Below are 23,290 nucleotides of genomic sequence, written 5' to 3' on the forward strand. Positions count from 1 at the left end.
AAAATCAGTGAAATCCATGATTTCACTGATTTGTATTAATAAAATTGTTTATACGGTTGATTGAAAGCTGTTAGGATTTCATCAGATGTTTGTGAATAATCTTTTGTTTCTTTCAAATCACCTTTTACAATAATACGTTCTGTAGCAGCAAGGTCTTCACAGGTTACTAATGTAATCTCATCGACCCCATCTCTGTCATCAACTTCATCAACACGATCCGGTGTAACACGTTTGACTTCACGTATTTCATAAGTATAAACTTTATTTTTATCGGTTAGATAAATCTTCATACCATTTTTAGCGTTATCCAAAGGAGAAAATAACATTTTATTAGCATTATTGACACCAAAAATATGATGACTAGCTAGACTATAATTTCCTTTCCCCATCACTTGATCGCGTTTCATCGTACCAGCACCATAGAAGAGATTGACATTATCAAGCCCTTTAAAAATTGGTAGATTCATTTCTAATTCAGGGACTGCAATTCCGCCGATAACTGGTAATTTTTGAGCATCCCATTGAGAAGCTAGAACCGCTTCAGAAGAGATAGCATTGACAGAATCAAAATCAAAATTTCCTTCTGTATCCTGATTTTCTTCTATTTTTTCTTTTGATACCTGACTAACTTGGTACTTATTGGTATTCCAAACTATGAAAATATCACGAATTTTAGCATTAAAAATCAAAGCAATTGATAGTAGTATCAGAAATCCTGCTAGAATATTTGTCAGTAGATTTTTTCGTTTGTTTTTCTTCTTATTATTTTTTTGAGACATTATGCTTCACCTTCTGTTTCATTTTCTGTCCCAACTTCTTCTTTTTCTGCCGCTGCAACCGTAGTAAAGGTTACAATTTTAGCATCTTGATCCAGACGCATTACTTTAACTCCCATAGTTGAACGCCCTGTTTGTGAAATATTGGCAACGTTGGTTCGAATCATGACACCTGTATCAGTGATAATCATCAAGTCTTCATCACCTTTCACAGTCAAGAGACCTGATAGAGGACCATTTTTCTCAGCCACATTAGCCGTCTTCATTCCTTTAACACCACGACCTTTTGTTGGATATTCAGTCGCGACTGTACGCTTACCATATCCTTTTTCAGTAATGATAAGAACCTCATCTTGATCAGTAATTACGCTAGCACCAACTACTGTGTCTCCCTCACGGAGATTAACACCTTTCACACCTGTGGCGATACGACTCATGCCGCGAACGGCTGATTGATTAAAGCGAACTGCATAACCAAACTTGGTACCAATGATAATATCCGTATCTTCTTCCGTCAACAAGACATTAATCAACTCATCTTCATCCTTGAGGTTCAAAGCCTTGAGACCATTCTGGCGAATGTTAGCAAATTCCTTAACACTCGTTCTCTTCACAATACCATGACGGGTTGTGAAGAAGAGGTAAGCATCATCACTGCGTTCAGACTTAACATTGATAATAGTCTGAATACTTTCACCTTCATCCAATTTCAAGAGATTAACTACTGGTAGACCTTTGGCCGTCCGACCATACTCAGGAATTTCATAACCTTTCAAACGATAAACTCGCCCTTTATTTGTGAAGAAGAGCAGGTGATCATGGGTGCTAGTTGACACTAACTCACGAACAAAATCGTCATCCTTAACGCCTGTTCCTTGAACACCACGACCCCCACGTTTTTGAGCAGTAAACTCAGCTTGATCCAGACGTTTAATGTATCCCTTGTTAGAAAGTGTAATCAAGACATCCGTTTCTTCAATCAAGTCCTCATCTTCAAGACTCAAGACTTCACCGACCATCAACTCTGTACGACGTTGGTCACCAAACTTACGCTTAACTTCATCTAATTCGTCTTTGATGATTTGAGAAACACGTTCTGGCTTAGCAAGAATATCCGCCAAATCCGCAATCAGAGCCAAGAGGTCATCATACTCAGACTGGATCTTATCACGTTCCAAACCTGTCAAACGACGAAGACGCATATCAAGGATGGCCTGACTTTGACGTTCAGAAAGCTTAAATTTACTCATCAACTCAGCTTGTGCTTCCGCATCCGTTTCACTAGCACGGATGATACGAATCACTTCGTCGATATGGTCTAGCGCAATCAAGAGACCTTCTAAGATATGAGCGCGCGCTTCCGCTTTTTCCTTATCAAAACGTGTCCGACGAACAACTACTTCTTTTTGGTGCTCGATATAAGCATCCAAAATCTGACGAAGGGATAAAATCTTCGGTACACCATTTTGGATAGCCAGCATATTAAAACCAAAGTTGGTTTGCATCTGGGTCATCTTGAAGAGATTGTTGAGGATAACATTAGCAGACGCATCACGCTTAACTTCGATAACAAATCGAACACCTTCACGGTTTGACTCATCACGTACTGCTGTGATGCCCTCAATCCGTTTTTCCTGAACCAAACGAACAATATGCTCATGTACCTTTGTTTTGTTGACCATATAAGGAAATTCTGTTACAACAATGCGCTCACGGCCAGTCTTAGTTTCTTCGATTTCAGTACGAGAACGAAGAACAATAGAACCTTTACCTGTTTCATAAGCCTTATGAATGCCTGATTTCCCCATGACAAGGGCACCTGTTGGAAAATCTGGACCAGGCAAGACTTCCATCAAGTCCTTGGTAGTCACTTCAGGATTGTCCATGACCAACTTCACTGCATCAATGGTCTCACCCAGGTTATGAGGTGGAATATTGGTTGCCATACCAACAGCGATACCAGTTGCTCCATTGACCAAAAGGTTTGGAAAACGAGCTGGCAAAACCAAGGGTTCCCGTTCATTGGCATCATAGTTATCGACGAAATCAACCGTATTCTTATTGATATCTCGAAGCATTTCTAGAGCAATCTTGCTCATACGTGCCTCAGTATAACGCTGGGCGGCAGCACCATCACCATCCATGGAACCAAAGTTTCCATGCCCATCTACAAGCATGTAACGGTAGCTCCACCATTGAGCCATACGGACCATTGCTTCATAGATAGAGGAATCCCCGTGTGGGTGGTATTTACCCATGACATCCCCTGTAATACGAGCAGATTTTTTATGAGGTTTGTCTGGAGTAACACCCAATTCATTCATTCCGTAGAGAATGCGACGGTGAACAGGTTTCAAGCCATCTCGAACATCAGGAAGAGCCCGGGCTACGATAACACTCATGGCGTAATCGATAAAGCTCGTCTTCATCTCCTTTGTCAGATTGACATTCACTAAATTTTTATCCTGCATTAATAAATGCCTCATTTCACAATTAGTAAGTAACAACATTATACCATAAATTCCCATCTATTTCAGCCTCTAAATCACTAAAACGTTTACATTGAGAACTATAAGGCATATTCGTGACAAAGTTTTTTAAAAGTGATAGAATGAAGTTGTCTGGGGAAAATCCCCTAATAAAATTAAGGAGATGTTTAGAACAATGACTTCAACTAAACAACACAAAAAAGTTATCCTTGTCGGAGATGGTGCTGTAGGTTCATCTTACGCTTTTGCACTGGTTAACCAAGGAATTGCACAAGAGCTTGGAATTATCGAAATTCCACAATTGCATGAAAAAGCTGTTGGTGACGCGCTTGACCTTAGCCACGCCCTTGCCTTCACTTCACCTAAAAAAATCTATGCAGCTCAATACTCTGACTGTGCAGACGCTGACCTTGTTGTGATCACTGCAGGTGCGCCTCAAAAACCAGGTGAAACTCGTCTTGACCTTGTAGGTAAAAACCTTGCTATCAACAAATCAATCGTAACTCAAGTTGTTGAATCAGGTTTCAAAGGTATCTTCCTTGTTGCTGCTAACCCAGTTGACGTCTTGACTTACTCAACTTGGAAATTCTCTGGTTTCCCTAAAGAACGCGTTATCGGCTCAGGTACTTCACTTGACTCAGCTCGTTTCCGTCAAGCACTTGCTGAGAAACTTGATGTTGATGCTCGTTCAGTGCACGCCTACATCATGGGTGAACACGGTGACTCTGAGTTCGCTGTTTGGTCACACGCTAACATCGCTGGTGTAAACCTTGAAGAATTCCTTAAAGACACTCAAAATGTTCAAGAAGCTGAATTGATTGAATTGTTCGAAGGTGTTCGTGATGCAGCCTACACAATCATCAACAAAAAAGGTGCAACATACTACGGTATCGCAGTAGCCCTTGCTCGTATCACTAAAGCAATCCTTGACGATGAAAACGCAGTACTTCCACTTTCAGTATTCCAAGAAGGTCAATACGGAGTTGAGAACGTCTTTATCGGTCAACCAGCTGTTGTTGGTGCACATGGTATCGTTCGTCCAGTAAATATTCCATTGAACGACGCAGAAACTCAAAAAATGCAAGCATCTGCTAAAGAATTGCAAGCTATCATTGACGAAGCATGGAAAAAACCAGAATTCCAAGAAGCTTCTAAAAACTAATTTAACCATAGACAACTCCTTGAATCATCAGGGAGTTGTTTTTTTCTGTATTATAGTAGGTTGAAGTTGAAATAGCACCCCATTACTCTAAAACGTTGTTATAAAATGCTTTAAATCCCTAATCAATTTGTTCATATCTTATTTCAATTCATTATACATCTTCCCACAATAAAACGCATAATACCAAGGATTGTCAATACCTTATCTTATGCGTTTTTTCTGATTTCAAAGAATTTTGACTCGGCCTTCTTTTTAATTATCTTCAAAATAGGAATCAACCAACTCCTGAACTCTTCCTTCTTTAGCCGCTGGAATAGTATCTTCTAAAACAAAATTCTTCCTACTAATATCTTTAGAAAGATTTCCAAAAATAAAATTAGTCGAGATATTATAGATAATCTCAGACGGAGCAAATCCATAAACCTGATTCTCTAAAATATGCTTCAAACGTTTTTCAGAATCTGGAAATAATTGTTTCAAACCATCACTATTATAGAGGCGTTTAACCAATTCTGCAATATAGAGACCTGACTTCATATATAAATCAATAAAAGTTTTAGATGAATCTTCAAATATCCCTGGATTTTCCTTTCCTAAATCATCTACCATCCTTTTTACCACACGTTTAGGCGTGAAAATCTGGTTGGTCTTCTGCGGTGGAATATAATCAAAAATATCTTCTTTTTGATCTTTAAAATAATCTGCCAACTCCTTTTTCTTGCGGAGAAATTCTTGAATAGCTTCGTCAAATGTTGCTTTATCAAAGAGATGCCCTGCAAAATCTTGTCCACCATCTCTCAAATAACGAAATTGGTCAATCGTAATACCAGTCACCTCAAAGAAGACTTGCTCAGGAACAAAGGTATCAAAATTATCAAGTATTAGAGATTGATTACCATAGGCCATAATAAAACTTGGAATGGTTCTTGCAAATCCACGAAGATGGTCACGAATCTCATCTTGAGCTGATTGTTTTAACTGTTCAACCCGTTTTATCTCAACCTGTTCGATAAACTTCTCAGGCATTTTTTCCACTTCTTTTTTGAGTGTTTGCTCTAGTTTTTCTTTGTGAATGAGATTATTTTCTTCTAAACGTTTATCCAAATCTTCTTGAATCTTATCTTTTTGCTCCTTATCATTTGCTTCCTTGAGTTGTTCTTTCAACTCTTCCTTGATATGAGCCTCAGAAATTTTACGTTCTATCTCATTTTTTCGAATTTCATTCTCAAATGTTTTGGAAATTTCTTTCTTGATTTGTTCTTTTTCCCTCGTTTTAAGGTCATAGCCTGCTTCCAATTCTTCTACAATCACTGGAGAAACTGTCTTACTCAAATCATTAACCAGCTGTTTTTGAGTTCTGTCCTCATCCTTAGTGAACAAATCTGTCACAGATTGACTAAGTCCATAGACTTTTTCTCCAAAAAGTCGCATTTGCTGATTAACTACGATTTCATGGTCTACTACTGCATTCCCCTCATCATCTACTGTAACATCTGAAAAGTCTAATAGTTCAGATGATGTTTGTAACTTCCCTTCCTTTTCAACTGGGAGTTCATTTAAAATGTCTAGAACTGTTTGACTAGCTTGGAAAATACCGCTGATATTATCAAATAAGAGATTGGATATAAAGCCACGTTTAAGAACTTCTCTAGCTTTTATCTGGCGAGGAATGGTTAGAACCGCCTTAGCATCAATTTCAACCATCTTACCAGCACTATCTTCAGCTATGACAGGGAAGAAATTTAGTAATTCTCTGATATTTTCTTCACGAGTTGTCGAAGTCCCGCCGCCTCCTGCAGTTGCAAGCGATAAGTTGTTGGCAAACTCATCAAAGAGAATCAAGGTTCTTTCCGGCGCAAAGTCAAATACATAGGCTCTTTCTTTGCGAAAGTGATTTCCTTTGTTATCGGTCCATGAGTAAGGATTTTGAGCACGGAAGGCGGCCTGCATATAAAGTGCAGGTGATTTCAAATTTGATAACATCAATACGCCCGTCCATTCAGGGATAGTGACACCTGTCGTCAATTGACCGACGGATAGGGTGATGGTTTTGTCATTCTCTGCTATCGCTTTTCTAACCAAATCTAAGGATTTGAGTTTGACTTTATCGTCATCCTCAGACATACGCCCGTCGCCAGCAGCTAACACAATCTCATAATTTTCATAGATGGGATGTTCTTCTAGTAGAGCTTTTAAAGCTTTAGCTGAGGCTACACGTTCTAACAGCCAAAAAGTATGCTTGAGTTCATTTCGAAGTTCTTTAGTTGAAAATGGATATTTTTCATTGCTCGATAGAGTATCTAACCAATTTCTGACATCTTGCTCATGGATAAATTTCCCTTTATCATCTGTGGCGAAAAATTCACTCAAGTCAAAAGCATAGTCGATATTTTCGCCATCCAGTTGAGCACCTTTTTCTAACTCCTCACCAATCATCTGAGACATTTGATAGGTAAAGAGATTTAACTGAGGTAAGGTTTCATATGGATTTTCCTCTTCTTGCTCAGAAGACCAAGTCGATTTAGCAGACTGTTCATCCGCATAAGACCAGTTGTAGATTTGATCCTCTGTAAAATCTCCTTTGGCCAATGCTTTAAATGGTGTACCTGACAAATGCAGAGTAAAATTCCGTCGAATCTTATTAAAGGCTTGATCAGTCTTGAAGGTATCAACTCCTTCATGAGCCTCGTCAATAACCAACAAATCCCAATGCAGATCAGTCACCCATTTGAGTTTATCGTGCTCGCCACCTAAATAAACAGAACCTTTCAAGTCTTGAAGACTGATAAAAGCAAGTTGTCTTACATCGTCATCTAAAATACCAACAAATTCTTTACGTGATAAGGTTGGACGACTCTTAAGGCTATCTGATTCAGAAACAAACTTATAAGTTGTTTGACCTGCTATGAATGTTTCAAAATCATCATACCATGAATTAGCAATGGCAGGCCTGTTGGTTACAATTAGGACATTAACAGCTTCCATTCGACGAGCTAGGTCATAGGTAGACAAGGTTTTACCAAATCGTGGCTTGGCATTCCAGAGAAATTTGCCTCCAGCATGTTCTTGGAAATAAGCTAATGTATTAGCAACTGCTTCTTCCTGCTCTTGTCGCAAGGTATAGTCCTGTCCTTGTCCAGGCTGATAACCTGATAAATCATGCTTAACAAACTTATCGAAGAGATTTTTTGATTTTTCAGGAGTTCCATTAAAATAGAACCATTCCGTCTTAGGACGACGCTCCACATCATGAAAAGAAAGGAAATGGTGGAAATCATGATCCTTAAAGGTCTTTCCTTTATCAGGTTCTTCCGTATAAGTCGCATCTCCAGTCCATAAGACATCTGTATCAATATGAGCTGTATGCGTTTGTTCTTTAATCCGTTGTGTGACATCACGTTCTGTATAACCAATCTTAATCCAGCCTTCATTACTGGTTACCGTAGGAGTTGTGTAGGCATAGATTTTAGGATGAATCTCTTTAGTGGTTTTAATTTCTACTGGCATAAGTTTTCCTTTTTTTAAAAAACTAAGATAATTTTTCTAACTCTGTTAAATCGATTCCCATCGTGTTTAAAATGTCATCAAACACTACAGTTTTAAATTCATCAGCATACTGATTGAATAGATTCATTAAAGCTTTATATAATCTTTGAAAATCTTTCTTATCAAGTACAATTTTTAAAAATAGAATAACCACTATAAAACGTTTATTATCATATCTCCTTATCCCAAAATGATTTGCTATTTGAGATATTCTGACATTTCTTAAATTAACATTATACAGTCGTTCATCATGTGCACAGATATTTCTAACTAGATTAGCCACTTTCAAACATGCACTTAAATCTGCACTAGATAGTCTAAATGTATTGTCTTTATTTTGTGTTCTATATTTATCTGTATAAAATTTTGCAATGATATTCTTTGTACTATCCGTTAAAATATTGTAAAAATTAGCAATGTTTCCCATTGTAAGAAAATTAACTAAAACCCAAAGTGGTACTTCCCATGTTCCTCAATGTAATGTTTAATAGCGCCAGTTCTATCTACCTTATCATGAATCGTCTTGGTTAAGATAGAGATTTGTTGAAGAACTTTTTTAGGATCATTGTCTACAAAATTTGCAATATCTAAATAAGCATTCTTACGAGGGTGTTTTTTAGAGAATTCATATGCAACTGTGGTCTTTATTGAATTTTCGAATATCAATAAATATTTCAATAATAATATCCTTAGCTCTCTATCAAATAAAAACAAGGCCTTTAGTTCGTTAAAGTGGGTTCCTTTTTGATAAATTTCAGGTTCAACAGGTCGATTATTGCTGTCCTTTACTAAAAATAAATCTTTATAACCGTTTATAACATTGTAATAGTTTTCTTGTTCTAAAAATCTCTTTGGCTTTCCATTCGTTGGGACTACAACACCCCTATTTCTTAAGATTGTTAACTGTTGATTAAATGTTTTATGTTCCTTCAAACTTATCTCCTATAAAATAAAAAGAGTCAGGGCATCGTATGCTTCCTGACCTAATCCTATGTGTCTATTATAGATCACTGAGCGCTATTTGTCAAATAAAAATACTTCTCTAATCCATCTCCCTTACATGTGTCTCAATAAAGGCAATTTCCTCAGGAGAAAGGTCATATTTTTGATAGAGCTGACGGTCAATATCAGCCACTGATTGTGTCCAATCAATGTCCGAATTGACCGTAAAGTCTTGGAGAGGGACGTAATACCAAGTTTTGCGTGAATTATGCTGAGTAACTTTCAAAACACCTAATAATACTCTAGCGAATTTAGTTTTAATAAATTTAATACAAGCATCGGCTTCAAATTTTGTTTTAAAATTACCAATAGATAAAAAAGTATCTGTATGCCCGATTAGGGGTTCCCCGATTAGGGGTGTTGATAAGACTTCACCTAAGGCACCACTTCCATTAGCTTCTGGTACAAAAACATTATAATTTTCGAATGTTTCTGGTAAATCTAAATATTTTTTATTGATATATCGATAAACACGTTCGGAGCCAATTCTTCCAAGTAGAGCAACATGGTCTTTTTCTTCTTTGTTTTTGAAAACAAAATCTAACTGAGTTAGTGATTTCGAAACAATTTTATTTTTTGTCCCTTTTCCTTGCAGCTTTTCAGCATTTGGATAATCAGAAAAAAGTTGATTTGAAAATCTATAAATACCTTGAGGATAAACTAAATCAGAAAAAGTTTCAAAGTCTGGATGTTTTTCTATTTTTTTTACAATACTATTCAAAGATTCAAAAATAGTAAATACTCCGATTGGTCCCAAATCTTTATCGGCATCACGATAAGTTATTGCTACTCCACCCTTAATATCTGTTCCTGTAAATACTTTACCGCTTTTAAGTTCATAGAATTGAACTTTTAAATGCTTATCTTCAAGCATCTTTTCCATCCAATTTTTAGGAGTTTGACCAGCTTTAAATAAAAATCTTGCTGGGGTGATTAGTATCGATTTATCTGCGATTTTAATAGCTTCATCAATAAAAAGGTGATAAATTGGTTCATCTCTAGCTTCCCCTGTTTCCTGATATGGCGGATTTCCTATCACGACATCAAATTTCATTTCACTTTCCTCGCTAGATAGGCGCTCAAAACCTATCATTCTATTCTTTTTCCAGTCTTTGATTTGGGTTTTAGATTCTTCTACTTCTTGGACTTCTAGCTCATCCGCAAACAAACTCAATTGTTGAGATTGCTTTTGTTTAGCTAAACAAGGACTGCTTTTTTTCAATCCATCCATCTGAAAGACATTGTAAGAGATAATAGTCGCAATTTCTTTCTTTTGCTCTAATGTTGGTTGATTTCCAGTCTTAGCTAGATAATAGTCCTCAAAAGTTGCCAAAAGATTTTCACGCGCCAAAAGGAGAGAATCTCCTTGATACTCATAACCATAAGAAGCTCGATAAGCTTTTTTTACAAGTTCATAGAAGGTAGCTTCGTCCGAAACCTCACGACTAATGCACTGCAATTTTCTATCTACAAAACCAACTCGTTCAGATAATGGAATTTCCTCACCAGTTACGGTATCATAGCGCGTTACCATATAAGGTGCTTCACCACAGGTAATTTCTAGCCAGCGCACTTGGATATAATCTTCAAGATTCAGAGTTTCAAGTTCAGCTTCAACGTAACCATTTTGCTTTTCAACTAACCAAGTTGGCGTAAAAACTTCGGCTCTAATCTTAGTTCGGTCTTTTTGCTCATACTTAGACTTTTCTGATCGGGGTTGAATCAAGTTTGCATAGGCTCCTGTCACCCTACTCGGAGTGATACGATTACTTGGAGCAAATCCCTTTCCCAACAATTCATAAGAATGTGTCGCCCAAACAATATTTTTCTTGGTCGTTCGATCTTTTAAAAGAATTTTTAATAAATCAGCCGATTCTTTAGCTAAACTTTCTTCACTAATATCTATTGTCATAAGCAACCTTTCTTATATTGTAAGCCCTATTATATCATATTTTAAAGAATAAAAATTTACTTGGAAAAGTAATTCAATAAATATCTCTCCGATGACCAACTTCTAAAGTAGCAATGACTAATTCATCATCTACAATTTGTACGATAACTCGATAATTACCAATTCTATAGCGCCATTGACCAACGCGATTACCAACCAAAGCCTTTCCGTGTCGTCTTGGATCCTCCAAAACATTGGTTTGTAAATAGTTTGTAATTAGCTTCTGCGTATAACGATCCAATTTTTTCAATTGCTTGATGAAACGTCTTGTTGGAACTAATTTATACAAATTATTCATCCTCCAAGCCTAAATCATGCATCATTTCTTCCCAAGTAATGGGTTCAACTCCTTTTTCCAAGTCTTCTAAATACTCTTGATAGGCTAAATCTGCCACACGAGCATCGTATTCGTCTTCTAGAGCTTCGAGAGTTTTGGTGCGGATCAGTTCCGACAGGGAAACTCCTTCAAACTTAGCCATTGCTTTCATAAATGTTTTATCAGCTTCAGAAACTTTTAATGTAATAGTAGCCATCTTTTGTACTCCCTTTTTTAACGGTAACACTATTGTATTACTTTTTAGGTGTTCAGTCAATATAAAAAGAACACCTTCTCAGCGTTCTTTCTATATATCTGTCAATGGTGTTGCGGTATCTGGTGAGGTATCATAAACCTTAAAGTCTACTCCAACTCCCAGATCAGCTTGTGCTAGCTGGTTGACCATGGTCATGTGAGCCAGCTCCTTGATATTGTTCTCTTTAGACAAATGTCCTAGGTAGATTTTCTTAGTGCGATTTCCTAAGGTGCGAATCATAGCTTCAGCACCGTCCTCATTAGAAAGATGACCGAGATCCGATAGGATTCGTTGTTTGAGTCGCCAAGCATAAGATCCTGCTCGCAAAATCTCTACATCATGGTTGGACTCGATAAGATAGCCGTCCGCATTTTCGACAATTCCTGCCATACGGTCACTGACATAACCTGTATCTGTCAAAAGGACAAAACTTTTATCATCTTTCATAAAGCGATAGAACTGCGGTGCGACTGCATCATGGCTTACACCGAAACTCTCGATGTCAATATCTCCAAAGGTTTTGGTTTTGCCCATCTCAAAGATATGCTTTTGCGAAGAATCCACCTTGCCAAGATATTTACTATTTTCCATAGCTTGCCAGGTCTTTTCATTGGCATAAAGATCCATACCATACTTGCGAGCCAAAACACCCACTCCATGGATATGGTCTGAATGCTCATGTGTAATCAAGATGGCATCCAAGTCTTCTGGCTTGCGATTTATTTCAGCAAGTAGGCTGGTAATTTTCTTACCAGACAAGCCTGCATCCACTAAAAGCTTCTTTTTTGGGGTTTCCAGATAAAAGGAATTTCCACTGGAACCCGACGCTAAAATACTGTATTTAAAGCCTATTTCACTCATTCTAGTCTTCTACTTCATCCTCCCATACTTCTTCTTTCACTGCATCCTTATCATAAGGGAGCACAATGGTAAAGGTTGATCCCTTACCGTATTCACTCTTGGCCCAAATAAAGCCCTTATGTTGTTTGATAATTTCTTTGGCAATAGACAGTCCTAGACCTGTACCACCTTGTGCACGACTTCTAGCACGATCCACACGATAGAAACGGTCAAAAATACGTGGCAAATCCTGCTTAGGAATCCCCAAACCGTGGTCAGAAATGGATAAAATCATCTGGTCTTCAGTTGTCTTCATTCTGACAGTGATTTTACCCCCATCTGGCGAATACTTAATGGCATTATTTAAAATATTGTCGACAACCTGCGTCATCTTATCTGTATCAATTTCCATCCAGATAGAATTGATAGGATAATCTCTCACCAACTCATATTTTTTCTCCTTTTCCTGTCCTTTCATCTTGTCAAAACGATTGAGGATAAAGGTAATAAAAGCAGTAAAGTTAATCAGTTCCACATCTAGGTGACTGGTAGCATTATCAATCCGAGAGAGATGAAGGAGGTCCGTTACCATGCGCATCATACGGTTGGTTTCGTCCAGAGACACCTTGATGAAGTCTGGTGCTACAGTTTCACACAAAGCTCCCTCATCCAAGGCTTCAAGATAAGATTTCACGCTGGTTAAAGGAGTCCGTAACTCATGACTAACGTTGGAAACAAAGAGTCTCCGTTCGCGCTCTTCCTTCTCCTGCTCCGTCGTATCATGCAAAACAGCCACCAAACCTGAAATAAAGCCAGACTCTCGACGAATCAAGGCAAAGCGAACTCGAAGGCTCAGATATTCGCCATTGATATCTTGGGAATCTAGCAACAATTCTGGACTTTGGGTAATCAAATCACGCAATTCATAGTCTTCTTCTATCTTGAGCAATTCCAAAATGCTTCTATTCAGAACATCTTCTTTAACCAGCCCCAGTTGCTTCTTGGCTGTATCGTTAATCATGATAATCTGCCCCCGACGATTGGTCGCAAGAACCCCATCTGTCATATAAAACAGAATACTATTTAGTCTCTTACTCTCTTGTTCTAGATTTTCCTGAGTGAGACGAATAACCTCCGACAAGTCATTCAAATTATTGGTAATATTGGTGATTTCAGACCCACCTTGCATATCAAGAACCTTGGAATAATCTCCTGCAATCAAATCTTTAACCTTTTGATTGATTTGCTTCAATCGAATATTATCACGTCTATTCTCCAGTAATAAGAGGGTCACAACAAGGATGAAACCTAACAAAATCAGGATAAAGATAAAATCTCTGGTAAAAATGGTTTGTTTCAGTAAATCAAGCATTATTTCTCATGTAATACCCTACACCACGGCGCGTCAAGATATACTCTGGTCGGCTAGGCGTATCTTCAATCTTCTCACGCAGACGTCGGACAGTCACATCAACTGTGCGGACATCACCAAAATAGTCATAACCCCAGACAGTCTCAAGCAAGTGTTCGCGCGTAATGACTTGACCTGTATGCGATGCCAAATGATACAAAAGCTCAAACTCACGGTGGGTTAAGTCTAGTTCTTCGCCATATTTTTTAGCCACGTAGGCGTCTGGAACAATTTCTAAATCCCCAATTTGGATAGGTTGAGGTTTACTTTCTGCTTCCTGCCCATCTACTGGCATAGGTTGAGAACGACGCAGTAAAGCTTTAACACGCGCCTGCAACTCACGATTTGAGAAGGGTTTTGTCACATAGTCATCCGCACCAAGCTCTAAACCGATAACCTTATCAAATTCGCTGTCTTTAGCCGACAGCATGATAATAGGTACACTACTGGTCTTGCGAATGGTCTTAGCAACTTCTAAACCATCAATTTCCGGAAGCATCAAGTCCAGAATAATAATATCTGGTTGCTCTGCTTCAAATTGCTCTAGCGCTTCACGACCGTTAAAAGCAGTTACAACTTCGTAACCTTCCTTGGTCATATTAAACTTGATAATATCCGAGATTGGTTTCTCATCATCTACAATTAGTATTTTTTTCATATGTTCACCTTTTTCTCTACTATTATACCAAAAAAATAGCAAGAAGACACGATAGCTAGTCTTGGCTACTGTCTAAGTTGGCTTTTGCATAAGCCTGCCAGATTTTTTGTTGGGGTTTGGCAAGTGGGTAATTCTTAAACTCTTCTGGTGAAAGCCAGCGAACTTCCCTATCTGAAAAATCATGGTAGTCACTCACCTGACCTGTTACAATTTGAACATGCCATTTACGATGACTAAAGATATGCTTGACAGTCTCAAAATAAACATCAAACCAAGCAACATCTAGGTCATAGTCCTGCTGGAAACTCTCCTCTGGACTGGGGCCAAAGTTTACACTTTCTTCCGCAACCTGATGAAAGAGGTCAAACTGCTCTTCTTGCGAAAAATCATCAACTTCTACCAGTGGGAAATGCCAAAAACCTGCCAATAGCTTTTCGCTTTCATTTTTTTCAAGTAAAAATTGTCCCTGAGAATTTTTGACCACCAAGGCTTTAAGATAAATGGGAACTGGCTTTTTCTTTGGTGCCTTAATTGGATAACGGTCCATTGTACCATTCTGATATGCCGCACTAAAGTCCTTAACTGGGCTTTCTTCTGGTCTGGGATTTACAGGAGCCTCAATATCAGACCCTAAATCCATCAAAGCTTGATTAAAGTCGCCTGGACGATCTTGATCAATCAAGATTTCCATCATTGCCTGAAAAATTTTGCGATTACTTGGAATCCCAATATCGTGATTGACTTCAAACAGACGCGCCAAGACCCGCATAACATTACCATCTACAGCTGGCTCAGGCAAGTTAAAAGCAATACTGGAAATGGCTCCTGCTGTGTAAGGACCAATTCCTTTTAAACTGGAAATTCCTTCATAGGTGTTTGGAAATTGACCACCAAAGTCAGCCATAATCTGCTGGGCCGCAGCCTGCATATTACGAACTCTAGAATAATAACCCAAACCTTCCCAAGCCTTCAACAAACGCTCTTCAGGCGCAGTTGCCAAACTTTCCACTGTCGGAAACCAGTCCAAGAATCGTTCGTAATAAGGAATAACCGTATCCACCCTAGTCTGCTGGAGCATAATTTCAGACACCCAAATATGATAAGGATTCTTACTCCTACGCCATGGTAAATCTCTTTTGTTTTCATCATACCAGTTGAGAAGTTTCTTACGAAAAGAAATGATCTTTTCCTCCGGCCACATGGCGATACCGTATTCTTTCAAATCTAACATATCTCTAGTATAACACAGAAGACTCTAACTGTCCTTTTCCTAGTATTAATACTCTTCGAAAATCAAATTCAAACCACGTCAACGTCGCCTTGCCGTACTCAAGTACAGCCTGCGGCTAGTTTCCTAGTTTGCCCTTTGATTTTCATTGAGTATAAAAAGCCTCTTCCCAAAGGAAAGAAGACTAAATTTTATTGATGAACTGCTTGCAGTCTGAGAAAAAATGAGCTTGGATTAAAATCTCCAAACTCATTTAAAGTCAATTGCAATATACTAGAACAAGCCTAATACTGTTCCATCGCTTTCAACATCCATGTTGAGGGCTGCTGGTCGTTTTGGAAGTCCTGGCATGGTCATGACATCACCAGTTAAGGCAACGATAAAGCCTGCACCTAATTTTGGTACCAATTCACGAATGGTAATTTCAAAGTTTTCAGGTGCTCCAAGTGCATTCGGATTGTCTGAGAAGCTATATTGAGTTTTAGCCATACAGATTGGCAATTTGTCCCAACCGTTTTGAACGATTTGGGCGATTTGTGTTTGAGCTTTCTTCTCAAAGTTTACTTTGCTACCACGGTAGATTTCAGTAACAATCTTTTCAATCTTTTCTTGGACAGAAAGGTCATTGTCATACAAACGTTTATAGTTAGCTGGGGTTTCAGCGATAGTTTTGACAACTGTTTCGGCAAGTGCTACTCCACCTTCTGCGCCATCAGCCCAGACACTTGCCAACTCAACTGGCACATCGATTGAGGCACAAAGTTCTTTCAAGGCTGCAATTTCAGCTTCTGTATCAGATACAAATTCGTTGATAGCTACTACTGCTGGAATACCGAACTTACGGATATTTTCAACGTGGCGTTTCAAGTTAGCAAAACCGGCACGAACAGCTTCTACGTTTTCTTCTGTCAGAGCATCTTTAGCCACACCACCATTCATCTTAAGGGCACGAAGGGTTGCAACAATGACAACTGCATCTGGAGATGTTGGCAAGTTTGGTGTCTTAATATCAAGGAATTTCTCGGCACCAAGGTCTGCACCAAAACCAGCTTCAGTAACTGTGTAATCAGCCAAGTGAAGGGCTGTAGTCGTTGCCAAAACAGAGTTACATCCGTGAGCAATATTGGCAAATGGACCACCGTGCACAAAGGCAGGTGTTCCGTAAATTGTCTGAACCAAGTTTGGCTTAATAGCATCCTTCAAAATCAAAGCCAAGGCACCTTCTACCTGTAAATCACCTACAGAAACAGGTGTACGGTCATAGCGATAACCGATAACGATATTAGCCAAACGGCGTTTCAAGTCCTCGATGTCTGTTGCCAAGCAAAGAATTGCCATGATTTCGGAAGCAACTGTAATATCAAAGCCATCCTCACGTGGAATACCATTTAGAGGGCCACCAAGTCCAACGGTCACATGGCGAAGAGCACGGTCGTTCAAATCCACAACACGTTTCCAGAGGATACGACGTTGGTCAATTCCCAGCTCATTCCCTTGGTGCAAGTGGTTGTCAATCAAGGCAGAAAGCGCATTGTTGGCAGTTGTAATGGCATGCATATCCCCCGTAAAGTGGAGGTTGATGTCTTCCATTGGCAGAACTTGAGCATAACCACCACCAGCAGCACCACCCTTAATCCCCATGACTGGACCAAGAGATGGTTCGCGGATAGCGATCATCGTTTTCTTGCCAATCTTGTTCAAGGCATCTGCAAGACCAATGGTAATGGTTGATTTTCCTTCACCTGCAGGTGTTGGGTTGATGGCAGTAACCAAAATCAATTTGCCAACTGGATTGCTCTCAACTGCACGAATTTTATCAAAGCTAAGCTTAGCCTTGTACTTTCCATACAACTCCAAATCGTCGTAAGAAATTCCAAGCTTCTCTACAACATCAACAATGGGCTTCAACTCAATACTCTGTGCGATTTCAATATCTGTTTTCATTCAAAACTCCTCTAACCTCTTATATGATAATTCATTATAACACAAAACAAGATTTTTAACATCCTTAAACTCTCTAAACGTTCGTAAATATCCCTATTTTTGAGGTTTTTAGAGTCCTTTCTTAAATTTTATATTGCTTTATAGTTTGAAACTATAGTAGATTCTTTTTATTTTCTATATATATTCAAGCGCTTTCTTTTGCTTATTATTTTTTTTTTGGTACAATAGTGCTATGAAAATTTTAGTTACATCGGGCGGTACCAGTGAAGCTATTGATAGTGTCCGCTCTATCACTAACCATTCTACAGGTCACTTGGGAAAAATCATCACAGAAACCTTGCTTGCTGCAGGGCATAAAGTTTGTTTGATAACAACAAAACGAGCTCTAAAGCCAGAAGCCCATCCCAACCTAAGCATTCAAGAAATTAACAATACAAACGACCTTCTCCTTGAAATGCAAGAACGTGTCAAGGACTATCAAGTCTTGATCCACTCAATGGCTGTTTCTGACTACACTCCTGTCTATATGACAGGGTTTGAGGAAGTTCAGGCTAGCTCCAATCTGGAAGAATTTTTAAGCAAGCAAAATCATCAGGCTAAGATTTCTTCAACCGATGAGGTTCAGGTCTTATTCCTGAAAAAAACACCCAAGATCATCTCTCTAGTCAAGGAATGGAATCCTGCTATTCATCTGATTGGTTTTAAACTACTAGTTGATGTATCTGAAAATCATCTAATTGACATTGCTAGAAACAGTCTTATCAAGAACCAAGCAGACTTAATCATTGCAAATGACCAGACTCAAATTTCAACAGACAAGCATCGTGCTATCTTTGTTGAGAAAAATCAACTTCAATCAGTTAATACTAAGGAAGAAATTGCAGAACTCCTCCTTGAAAAAATTCAAGCCTACCATTCTTAGAAAGGAAAGATATGGCACATATTCTCTTGGCTGTAACAGGGTCAATCGCCTCTTACAAGTCGGCAGATTTAGTCAGTTCTCTAAAAAAACAAGGTCATCAAGTCACGGTTTTAATGACTCAGGCCGCTACAGAGTTTATCCAACCTTTGACACTACAGGTCTTATCACAGAATCCTGTCTACCTTGATGTCATGAAGGAACCCTATCCTAATCAGATTAATCATATCGAACTTGGAAAAAAGGCAGATTTATTTATCGTAGCCCCTGCAACAGCTAACACAATTGCAAAGCTAGCCCACGGCTATGCTGACAACATGGTAACCAGCATAGCTCTAGCCTTGCCCAAAAATATTCCTAAACTAATAGCTCCTGCTATGAATACAAAAATGTATGACCATCCGGCAACTCAGACTAATCTGAAAACACTAGAAACATACGGCTATCAGCTGATTGCTCCTAAAAAATCCCTACTAGCTTGTGGAGACCATGGACGAGGAGCTTTAGCTGACCTCACAATTATTTTAGAAAGAATAAAGGAAACTCTCGATGAAAAAACGCTCTAATATTGCACCTATTGCTATCTTTTTTGCAACCATGCTCGTGATACACTTTCTGAGCTCGCTTGCCTTTAACCTTTTTCCATTTCCAATCAAACCGACCATTGTTCATATTCCTGTCATTATTGCCAGCATTATCTACGGTCCACGAGTTGGGGTTACACTTGGATTTTTGATGGGACTTCTTAGCTTGACAGTTAATACGATTACGATTCTACCTACAAGCTATCTCTTCTCACCATTTGTACCAAACGGAAACATCTACTCAGCTATCATTGCCATCGTCCCACGTATTTTGATTGGTTTAACTCCTTATCTAGTTTATAAACTGATGAAAAATAAAACTGGTCTGATTCTAGCTGGTGCCCTTGGTTCACTTACCAACACAGTCTTTGTACTTGGTGGAATTTTCTACCTTTTTGGAAATGTCTTTGATGGGAATATCCAAAAACTCCTAGCAACCGTTATCTCAACAAACTCCATTGCCGAATTAGTCATTTCCGCAGTTCTAACCCTAGCCATTGTTCCAAGACTACAAACTTTGAAGAAATAAAAACAATCTCCGCTTTCATGCTTGAAGGTGGAGATTTTGTTCTGTATATTTTATTTTTTAGTGAAATTTTTACCAGTATAATAAATTGAAATAAGATACCAACAAATAGATTAGGGAATTCAAATTAATTTCTAGAAATATTTTAGCATTCATGATGTACTCTTCCAGTTTCAAACTACTATATTTATACTCAATGAAGATCAAAAAGTAAACTAGGAAAATAGCCGCAGGTTGATCAAAATACTGTTTTGAGATTGCAGATGGAAGCTGACGTGGTTTGAAGAAGTTTTCAAAGAGTATTAACTTAAAGCTCCTATAAACCTAAGTAAATCCTTGCTTTATTGTCTGGTTTATAGTACTATACTAGTGTATATACAGATAAAAAGGAGATTCTTATGAATACGCGGAAAAAGACACAATTTATGACCATGACTGCCCTCTTAACGGCTATTGCAATTTTGATTCCGATTGTGATGCCTTTTAAGATTGTCATTCCTCCTGCTTCTTACACTTTGGGGAGCCATATCGCTATTTTTATTGCCATGTTCTTGTCGCCCTTAATGGCTGTTTTTGTCATCCTAGCCTCTAGTTTTGGATTCTTGATGGCTGGCTACCCCATGGTTATCGTATTTCGAGCTTTTTCCCATATCTTTTTTGGGACTTTGGGGGCTCTTTACCTACAAAAATTCCCCGATACCCTAGATAAACCAAAAGCTTCCTGGATTTTCAACTTTGTTTTAGCGCTTGTCCATGCCCTTGCTGAAGTATTAGCCTGTGTCGTTTTTTACGCCACTTCCGGTACCAATGTAGAAAATATGTTTTATGTTCTATTTGTGCTGGTTGGATTTGGCACAATTATCCATAGTATGGTAGACTATACATTAGCACTAGCTGTCTATAAAGTGCTTCGAAAACGCCGTTAAAAGGAAGAACTATGACAAAAGATCGCAAACAAGCCCTGCTCCAACTCTTGAAAGAAGCTCCTAAAGCCCTTAATGGCCAAAGTTTGGCGGAACATTTTCATGTCACACGTCAGGTCATTGTACAGGACATTGCAATTTTAAGAGCCGATGGCGCTCCTATCCTATCCACTAATCGTGGCTACGTCTATAAGCAAGTTGATGTCAATCCATACGTCCACAAACTTTTCAAAGTGAAACATGAAGTTGAAGAAATCGGTCAAGAACTCCTTGCTATCGTAGATAATGGTGGACGTGTTCAAAATACCTTGATTGACCATCCCGTTTATGGAGAAATTGAAACCTTGCTAAAACTGTCTTGTCGCAGAGATGTGCAACATTTTCTAGAACAAGTCGAGCATTCTGACTTTAGACCCCTATCTGAATTGACAGATGGTATCCATTACCACCTAGTCGAAGCCGAAACACAACAAGACCTCCACTATATTGAGGAGGCCTTGGATCAGCTAGGTTATTTAGTAAAAGACTAGAAGATTTTCTTCTCCCAATCATCTTCTGTACGGCGAGGGTAGAAAAATTCAGATTTGTCCGGAGCTTCCATCATCTCCATCAAAGGTAGCATATCATAGGCCAGATCCAAGTTTGGAATCTGGTCTTTTTGCACCCAATAACTCAATTAGTAACAATGATATTTAAAAACTACATTGAATGAAAATTAACAACCACCTACTTACTAAAAATATATCACCAGTTATGTTGATCAACATTATCCTTAGTCACAAGATAAATTGGAGAAACTGTTTCTTTTTCCAGTTTTTTCCCTTGATAATGATCGATTGCTGATTGAATAGCAATTTCACCCATCTTAGCTGGTTGCTGAGCAATAGTGGCAGTAATATCACCTTTTGAAATAGCGTCATGTGCATCTGGTTGACCATCAATACCAACAATTAATACATTGCTAAGGCCAGCTGCTTTTACTGCTTGTGCAGCTCCTAACGCCATCTCATCATTCTGTGCAAAGATTGCTTGTACTTCTTTGTTTCCTTGAATCATATTTTGCGCTGTATTCAAAGCTTTTGCGCGATCAAAATTAGCGGATTGACTAGAAAGAACATCTAAATTTGTCTTTGAAATTTGTTCAAATCCTTTACCTCTATCTACAGTTGCAGAAGCGCCAGGGACTCCTGATAATTCAAAAGTTTTTGCTTTTTCTCCCAATTGCTTGGTAATAAATTCTGCAGCCATTTTACCTGCTTCTACGTTATCAGAAGCAACAGTTGTCAAGACTTCACCGCCATTACTACCGCGGTCAATTAAGATTACTGGAATATTTGCATTATTAGCAGCTTTAATAGATGTTACAATTGCATCAGAATCAACTGGATTAATTAGTAAAGCATCTACATTTTGACTAATAAAATTTTGAATATCATCTGCTTGTCTAGCAGCATCATCTTGTGCATCTGCTATCTTCAAAGTTACTTCTTTTTCTCTTGCGGCTTTTTCAAGACCATCTTTCATAGCTACAAAATAGGGATTGTTAGTAGTCGAAATAGAAACTCCTAATTTTAATTCTTTTGCCGACTTTTGAATCGTAGATTTATTATCATTTGATGAATTTCCTAAACCAGTTTTTCCACAAGCTACTAAAGCAAAAATAAATGTTACAAACAAAGCAAAAATGCTAATTTTTTTAATAATTTTCATGTTATTACTCCTCGTAATATATATCTATAGGGATAGTTTCCATCCCGACTATTGTTCGTCATCTAATAAATTATTACTATTTCCAAAAAAATTGAAAATGATTCTACTGTTTTACAACTTTAAAACGATCAATCAGAACAGCAATTAAAATTACAACTCCTTTTACTACTTGCTGCCAAAATGCTGAAACACCAATAATATTAAGTCCATTATTCAAAACTCCAATAATTAAAGCACCTATTAGAGTCCCCAGTATACGACCTTTACCTCCTGATAATGAGGTTCCCCCAAGAACAACAGCTGCAATAGCATCCATTTCATAACTAGCACCTGCTGTTGGTTGAGCAGAACTTAAGCGTGATGTTATAATTAATCCAGAAATTGAAGCCATCATACCTGATATTGAATAAATGATAATTTTCACTTTATTTAATTTCACACCTGATATATATGCTGCTTTTTCATTCCCCCCTATAGCATATACAGATTTACCAAATGCTGTTTTATGAAGTAAAACATATAAAACAATAAATACAATAAACATAATAATTACAGGAAATGGAATTCCGACTATGTAACCTTGCCCCAAAAATTGAAATAAGAATGTATCACTTAATCCTTTTGTAATAGGATTCCCATTTGTATAAACAAGTGTTGCGCCTCTAAAAATAGTCATAGTTGCTAAAGTAACGATAAATGGAGCTAATTTCCCGTAGGAAATCAATAAACCATTCATCATCCCCAGAATGCAACCCAAAATTAAAGAGATGAGAATTGCTAACGCAACAGGCATTCCAGATCCTAATAAACCAGCTGTTAGCGCACTGGATAAGGCTAAAATTGATCCTACTGATAAATCAATTCCACCTGTTAGAATAACAAAAGTCATTCCAAAAGCAATCAGTGCATTTGATGTTACTTGCAATAGTAAATTTAACAAATTATTTGCTGTTAAAAAATTTGAATTGATAATAGTGATGACAGCCATTAAAATTATCAATGCTATTACTGTTGTCAATTCTGACATATACTTCATAGTATTTTTCACA

Annotated in this window: 19 protein-coding genes and 2 pseudogenes; 6 read left to right on the forward strand and 15 right to left on the reverse strand. The window is 38.1% G+C overall.

All coding sequences use genetic code 11. The annotated features are described in order from the left end of the window. Positions 1-35: 35 nt before the first annotated feature. Together srtA and gyrA are read right to left on the reverse strand one after the other, a co-directional pair. The gene (gene srtA / locus HT720_RS01985) at positions 36-779 is read right to left on the reverse strand and encodes a sortase SrtA (protein WP_173274553.1); all 744 of its coding nucleotides are present in this window, start codon (positions 777-779) and stop codon (positions 36-38) included. Then, complete coding sequence (gene gyrA / locus HT720_RS01990) at positions 779-3,247, reverse strand: DNA gyrase subunit A (RefSeq protein ID WP_173274554.1); 2,469 nt, start codon at positions 3,245-3,247, stop codon at positions 779-781. The genes srtA and gyrA overlap by 1 nt, the downstream gene beginning before the upstream one ends. 193 nt (positions 3,248-3,440) lie before the next feature. On the opposite strand from gyrA, the gene HT720_RS01995 reads away from it, so the two are divergent. Further along, positions 3,441-4,427: an L-lactate dehydrogenase gene (locus HT720_RS01995; protein ID WP_084383403.1), complete on the forward strand. Its 987-nt coding sequence runs from the start codon at positions 3,441-3,443 to the stop codon at positions 4,425-4,427. Between the two features lie 252 nt (positions 4,428-4,679). On the opposite strand, the gene HT720_RS02000 is transcribed toward HT720_RS01995, so the two are convergent. The 10 genes and pseudogenes from HT720_RS02000 to HT720_RS02045 all read right to left on the reverse strand — a co-directional run bounded on the left by HT720_RS02000 (position 4,680) and on the right by HT720_RS02045 (position 17,579). Then, complete coding sequence (locus tag HT720_RS02000; protein WP_173274555.1) at positions 4,680-7,934, reverse strand: DEAD/DEAH box helicase family protein; 3,255 nt, start codon at positions 7,932-7,934, stop codon at positions 4,680-4,682. A gap of 22 nt (positions 7,935-7,956) precedes the next feature. Then, positions 7,957-8,906 (reverse strand): annotated as a pseudogene (locus tag HT720_RS02005) (Abi family protein). A gap of 109 nt (positions 8,907-9,015) precedes the next feature. Further along, positions 9,016-10,887: an Eco57I restriction-modification methylase domain-containing protein gene (locus HT720_RS02010; RefSeq protein ID WP_173274556.1), complete on the reverse strand. Its 1,872-nt coding sequence runs from the start codon at positions 10,885-10,887 to the stop codon at positions 9,016-9,018. Between the two features lie 73 nt (positions 10,888-10,960). After that, a complete protein-coding gene (locus tag HT720_RS02015) occupies positions 10,961-11,215 on the reverse strand; it encodes a type II toxin-antitoxin system RelE/ParE family toxin (RefSeq protein WP_007284771.1) in 255 nt (84 codons plus the stop codon). A gap of 1 nt (position 11,216) precedes the next feature. Then, positions 11,217-11,459, reverse strand: coding sequence for a DUF6290 family protein (locus tag HT720_RS02020; RefSeq protein WP_050223090.1), 243 nt, complete (start codon positions 11,457-11,459; stop codon positions 11,217-11,219). 90 nt (positions 11,460-11,549) lie between these two features. After that, positions 11,550-12,359: an MBL fold metallo-hydrolase gene (locus HT720_RS02025; RefSeq protein ID WP_054384038.1), complete on the reverse strand. Its 810-nt coding sequence runs from the start codon at positions 12,357-12,359 to the stop codon at positions 11,550-11,552. A 1-nt stretch (position 12,360) separates the two neighbouring features. Then, positions 12,361-13,710: a cell wall metabolism sensor histidine kinase VicK gene (gene vicK, locus HT720_RS02030; RefSeq protein ID WP_050090938.1), complete on the reverse strand. Its 1,350-nt coding sequence runs from the start codon at positions 13,708-13,710 to the stop codon at positions 12,361-12,363. Then, positions 13,703-14,407: a response regulator YycF gene (gene yycF, locus HT720_RS02035; protein WP_050223087.1), complete on the reverse strand. Its 705-nt coding sequence runs from the start codon at positions 14,405-14,407 to the stop codon at positions 13,703-13,705. Before yycF ends, vicK begins: the two co-directional genes overlap by 8 nt. A gap of 55 nt (positions 14,408-14,462) precedes the next feature. After that, complete coding sequence (mutY, locus tag HT720_RS02040; RefSeq protein ID WP_173274557.1) at positions 14,463-15,638, reverse strand: A/G-specific adenine glycosylase; 1,176 nt, start codon at positions 15,636-15,638, stop codon at positions 14,463-14,465. Between the two features lie 270 nt (positions 15,639-15,908). After that, complete coding sequence (locus HT720_RS02045) at positions 15,909-17,579, reverse strand: formate--tetrahydrofolate ligase (protein WP_050242748.1); 1,671 nt, start codon at positions 17,577-17,579, stop codon at positions 15,909-15,911. Between the two features lie 232 nt (positions 17,580-17,811). Here HT720_RS02045 and coaB point away from each other — a divergent pair, with 232 nt between their 5' ends. The 5 genes from coaB (at position 17,812) to HT720_RS02070 (ending at position 21,061) form a co-directional block, all read left to right on the forward strand. Continuing rightward, positions 17,812-18,501: a phosphopantothenate--cysteine ligase gene (gene coaB, locus HT720_RS02050; RefSeq protein WP_173274558.1), complete on the forward strand. Its 690-nt coding sequence runs from the start codon at positions 17,812-17,814 to the stop codon at positions 18,499-18,501. An 11-nt stretch (positions 18,502-18,512) separates the two neighbouring features. Further along, on the forward strand, positions 18,513-19,064 hold the full coding sequence (gene coaC / locus HT720_RS02055) for a phosphopantothenoylcysteine decarboxylase (RefSeq protein ID WP_173274559.1): 552 nt from the start codon (positions 18,513-18,515) through the stop codon (positions 19,062-19,064). Further along, positions 19,048-19,611: an ECF transporter S component gene (locus tag HT720_RS02060; protein WP_050103755.1), complete on the forward strand. Its 564-nt coding sequence runs from the start codon at positions 19,048-19,050 to the stop codon at positions 19,609-19,611. Before coaC ends, HT720_RS02060 begins: the two co-directional genes overlap by 17 nt. Before the next feature lie 395 nt (positions 19,612-20,006). Next, the gene (locus tag HT720_RS02065; protein ID WP_001097393.1) at positions 20,007-20,534 is read left to right on the forward strand and encodes an ECF transporter S component; all 528 of its coding nucleotides are present in this window, start codon (positions 20,007-20,009) and stop codon (positions 20,532-20,534) included. A gap of 11 nt (positions 20,535-20,545) precedes the next feature. Then, on the forward strand, positions 20,546-21,061 hold the full coding sequence (locus HT720_RS02070; RefSeq protein WP_000159189.1) for a transcription repressor NadR: 516 nt from the start codon (positions 20,546-20,548) through the stop codon (positions 21,059-21,061). On the opposite strand, the pseudogene HT720_RS02075 reads toward HT720_RS02070, so the two are convergent. The 3 genes and pseudogenes from HT720_RS02075 to rbsC form a co-directional block, all read right to left on the reverse strand. After that, a pseudogene (locus tag HT720_RS02075) lies at positions 21,058-21,198 on the reverse strand (NUDIX hydrolase); the annotation flags it as partial. The gene HT720_RS02070 and the pseudogene HT720_RS02075 overlap by 4 nt on opposite strands. A 77-nt stretch (positions 21,199-21,275) precedes the next feature. After that, positions 21,276-22,241: a substrate-binding domain-containing protein gene (locus HT720_RS02080; protein ID WP_054392844.1), complete on the reverse strand. Its 966-nt coding sequence runs from the start codon at positions 22,239-22,241 to the stop codon at positions 21,276-21,278. A 103-nt stretch (positions 22,242-22,344) separates the two neighbouring features. Beyond that, the gene (gene rbsC, locus HT720_RS02085; protein WP_119943467.1) at positions 22,345-23,289 is read right to left on the reverse strand and encodes a ribose ABC transporter permease; all 945 of its coding nucleotides are present in this window, start codon (positions 23,287-23,289) and stop codon (positions 22,345-22,347) included. Position 23,290: the final 1 nt, after the last annotated feature.

It is taken from the genome of Streptococcus sp. 68, assembly GCF_013277415.1.
Classification (GTDB): Bacteria; Bacillota; Bacilli; order Lactobacillales; family Streptococcaceae; genus Streptococcus.

Coding starts and splice junctions, on each gene's coding strand:
- gyrA (WP_173274554.1), bottom strand. CDS start 3,247: ATGCAGGATAAAAATTTAGTGAATGTCAATCTGACAAAGGAGATGAAG.
- coaC (WP_173274559.1), top strand. CDS start 18,513: ATGGCACATATTCTCTTGGCTGTAACAGGGTCAATCGCCTCTTACAAG.
- HT720_RS02070 (WP_000159189.1), top strand. CDS start 20,546: ATGACAAAAGATCGCAAACAAGCCCTGCTCCAACTCTTGAAAGAAGCT.
- HT720_RS02080 (WP_054392844.1), bottom strand. CDS start 22,241: ATGAAAATTATTAAAAAAATTAGCATTTTTGCTTTGTTTGTAACATTT.
- HT720_RS02010 (WP_173274556.1), bottom strand. CDS start 10,887: ATGACAATAGATATTAGTGAAGAAAGTTTAGCTAAAGAATCGGCTGAT.
- HT720_RS02060 (WP_050103755.1), top strand. CDS start 19,048: ATGAAAAAACGCTCTAATATTGCACCTATTGCTATCTTTTTTGCAACC.
- HT720_RS02045 (WP_050242748.1), bottom strand. CDS start 17,579: ATGAAAACAGATATTGAAATCGCACAGAGTATTGAGTTGAAGCCCATT.
- HT720_RS02000 (WP_173274555.1), bottom strand. CDS start 7,934: ATGCCAGTAGAAATTAAAACCACTAAAGAGATTCATCCTAAAATCTAT.
- vicK (WP_050090938.1), bottom strand. CDS start 13,710: ATGCTTGATTTACTGAAACAAACCATTTTTACCAGAGATTTTATCTTT.
- HT720_RS02020 (WP_050223090.1), bottom strand. CDS start 11,459: ATGGCTACTATTACATTAAAAGTTTCTGAAGCTGATAAAACATTTATG.
- coaB (WP_173274558.1), top strand. CDS start 17,812: ATGAAAATTTTAGTTACATCGGGCGGTACCAGTGAAGCTATTGATAGT.
- yycF (WP_050223087.1), bottom strand. CDS start 14,407: ATGAAAAAAATACTAATTGTAGATGATGAGAAACCAATCTCGGATATT.
- HT720_RS02065 (WP_001097393.1), top strand. CDS start 20,007: ATGAATACGCGGAAAAAGACACAATTTATGACCATGACTGCCCTCTTA.
- HT720_RS01995 (WP_084383403.1), top strand. CDS start 3,441: ATGACTTCAACTAAACAACACAAAAAAGTTATCCTTGTCGGAGATGGT.
- srtA (WP_173274553.1), bottom strand. CDS start 779: ATGTCTCAAAAAAATAATAAGAAGAAAAACAAACGAAAAAATCTACTG.
- mutY (WP_173274557.1), bottom strand. CDS start 15,638: ATGTTAGATTTGAAAGAATACGGTATCGCCATGTGGCCGGAGGAAAAG.
- HT720_RS02025 (WP_054384038.1), bottom strand. CDS start 12,359: ATGAGTGAAATAGGCTTTAAATACAGTATTTTAGCGTCGGGTTCCAGT.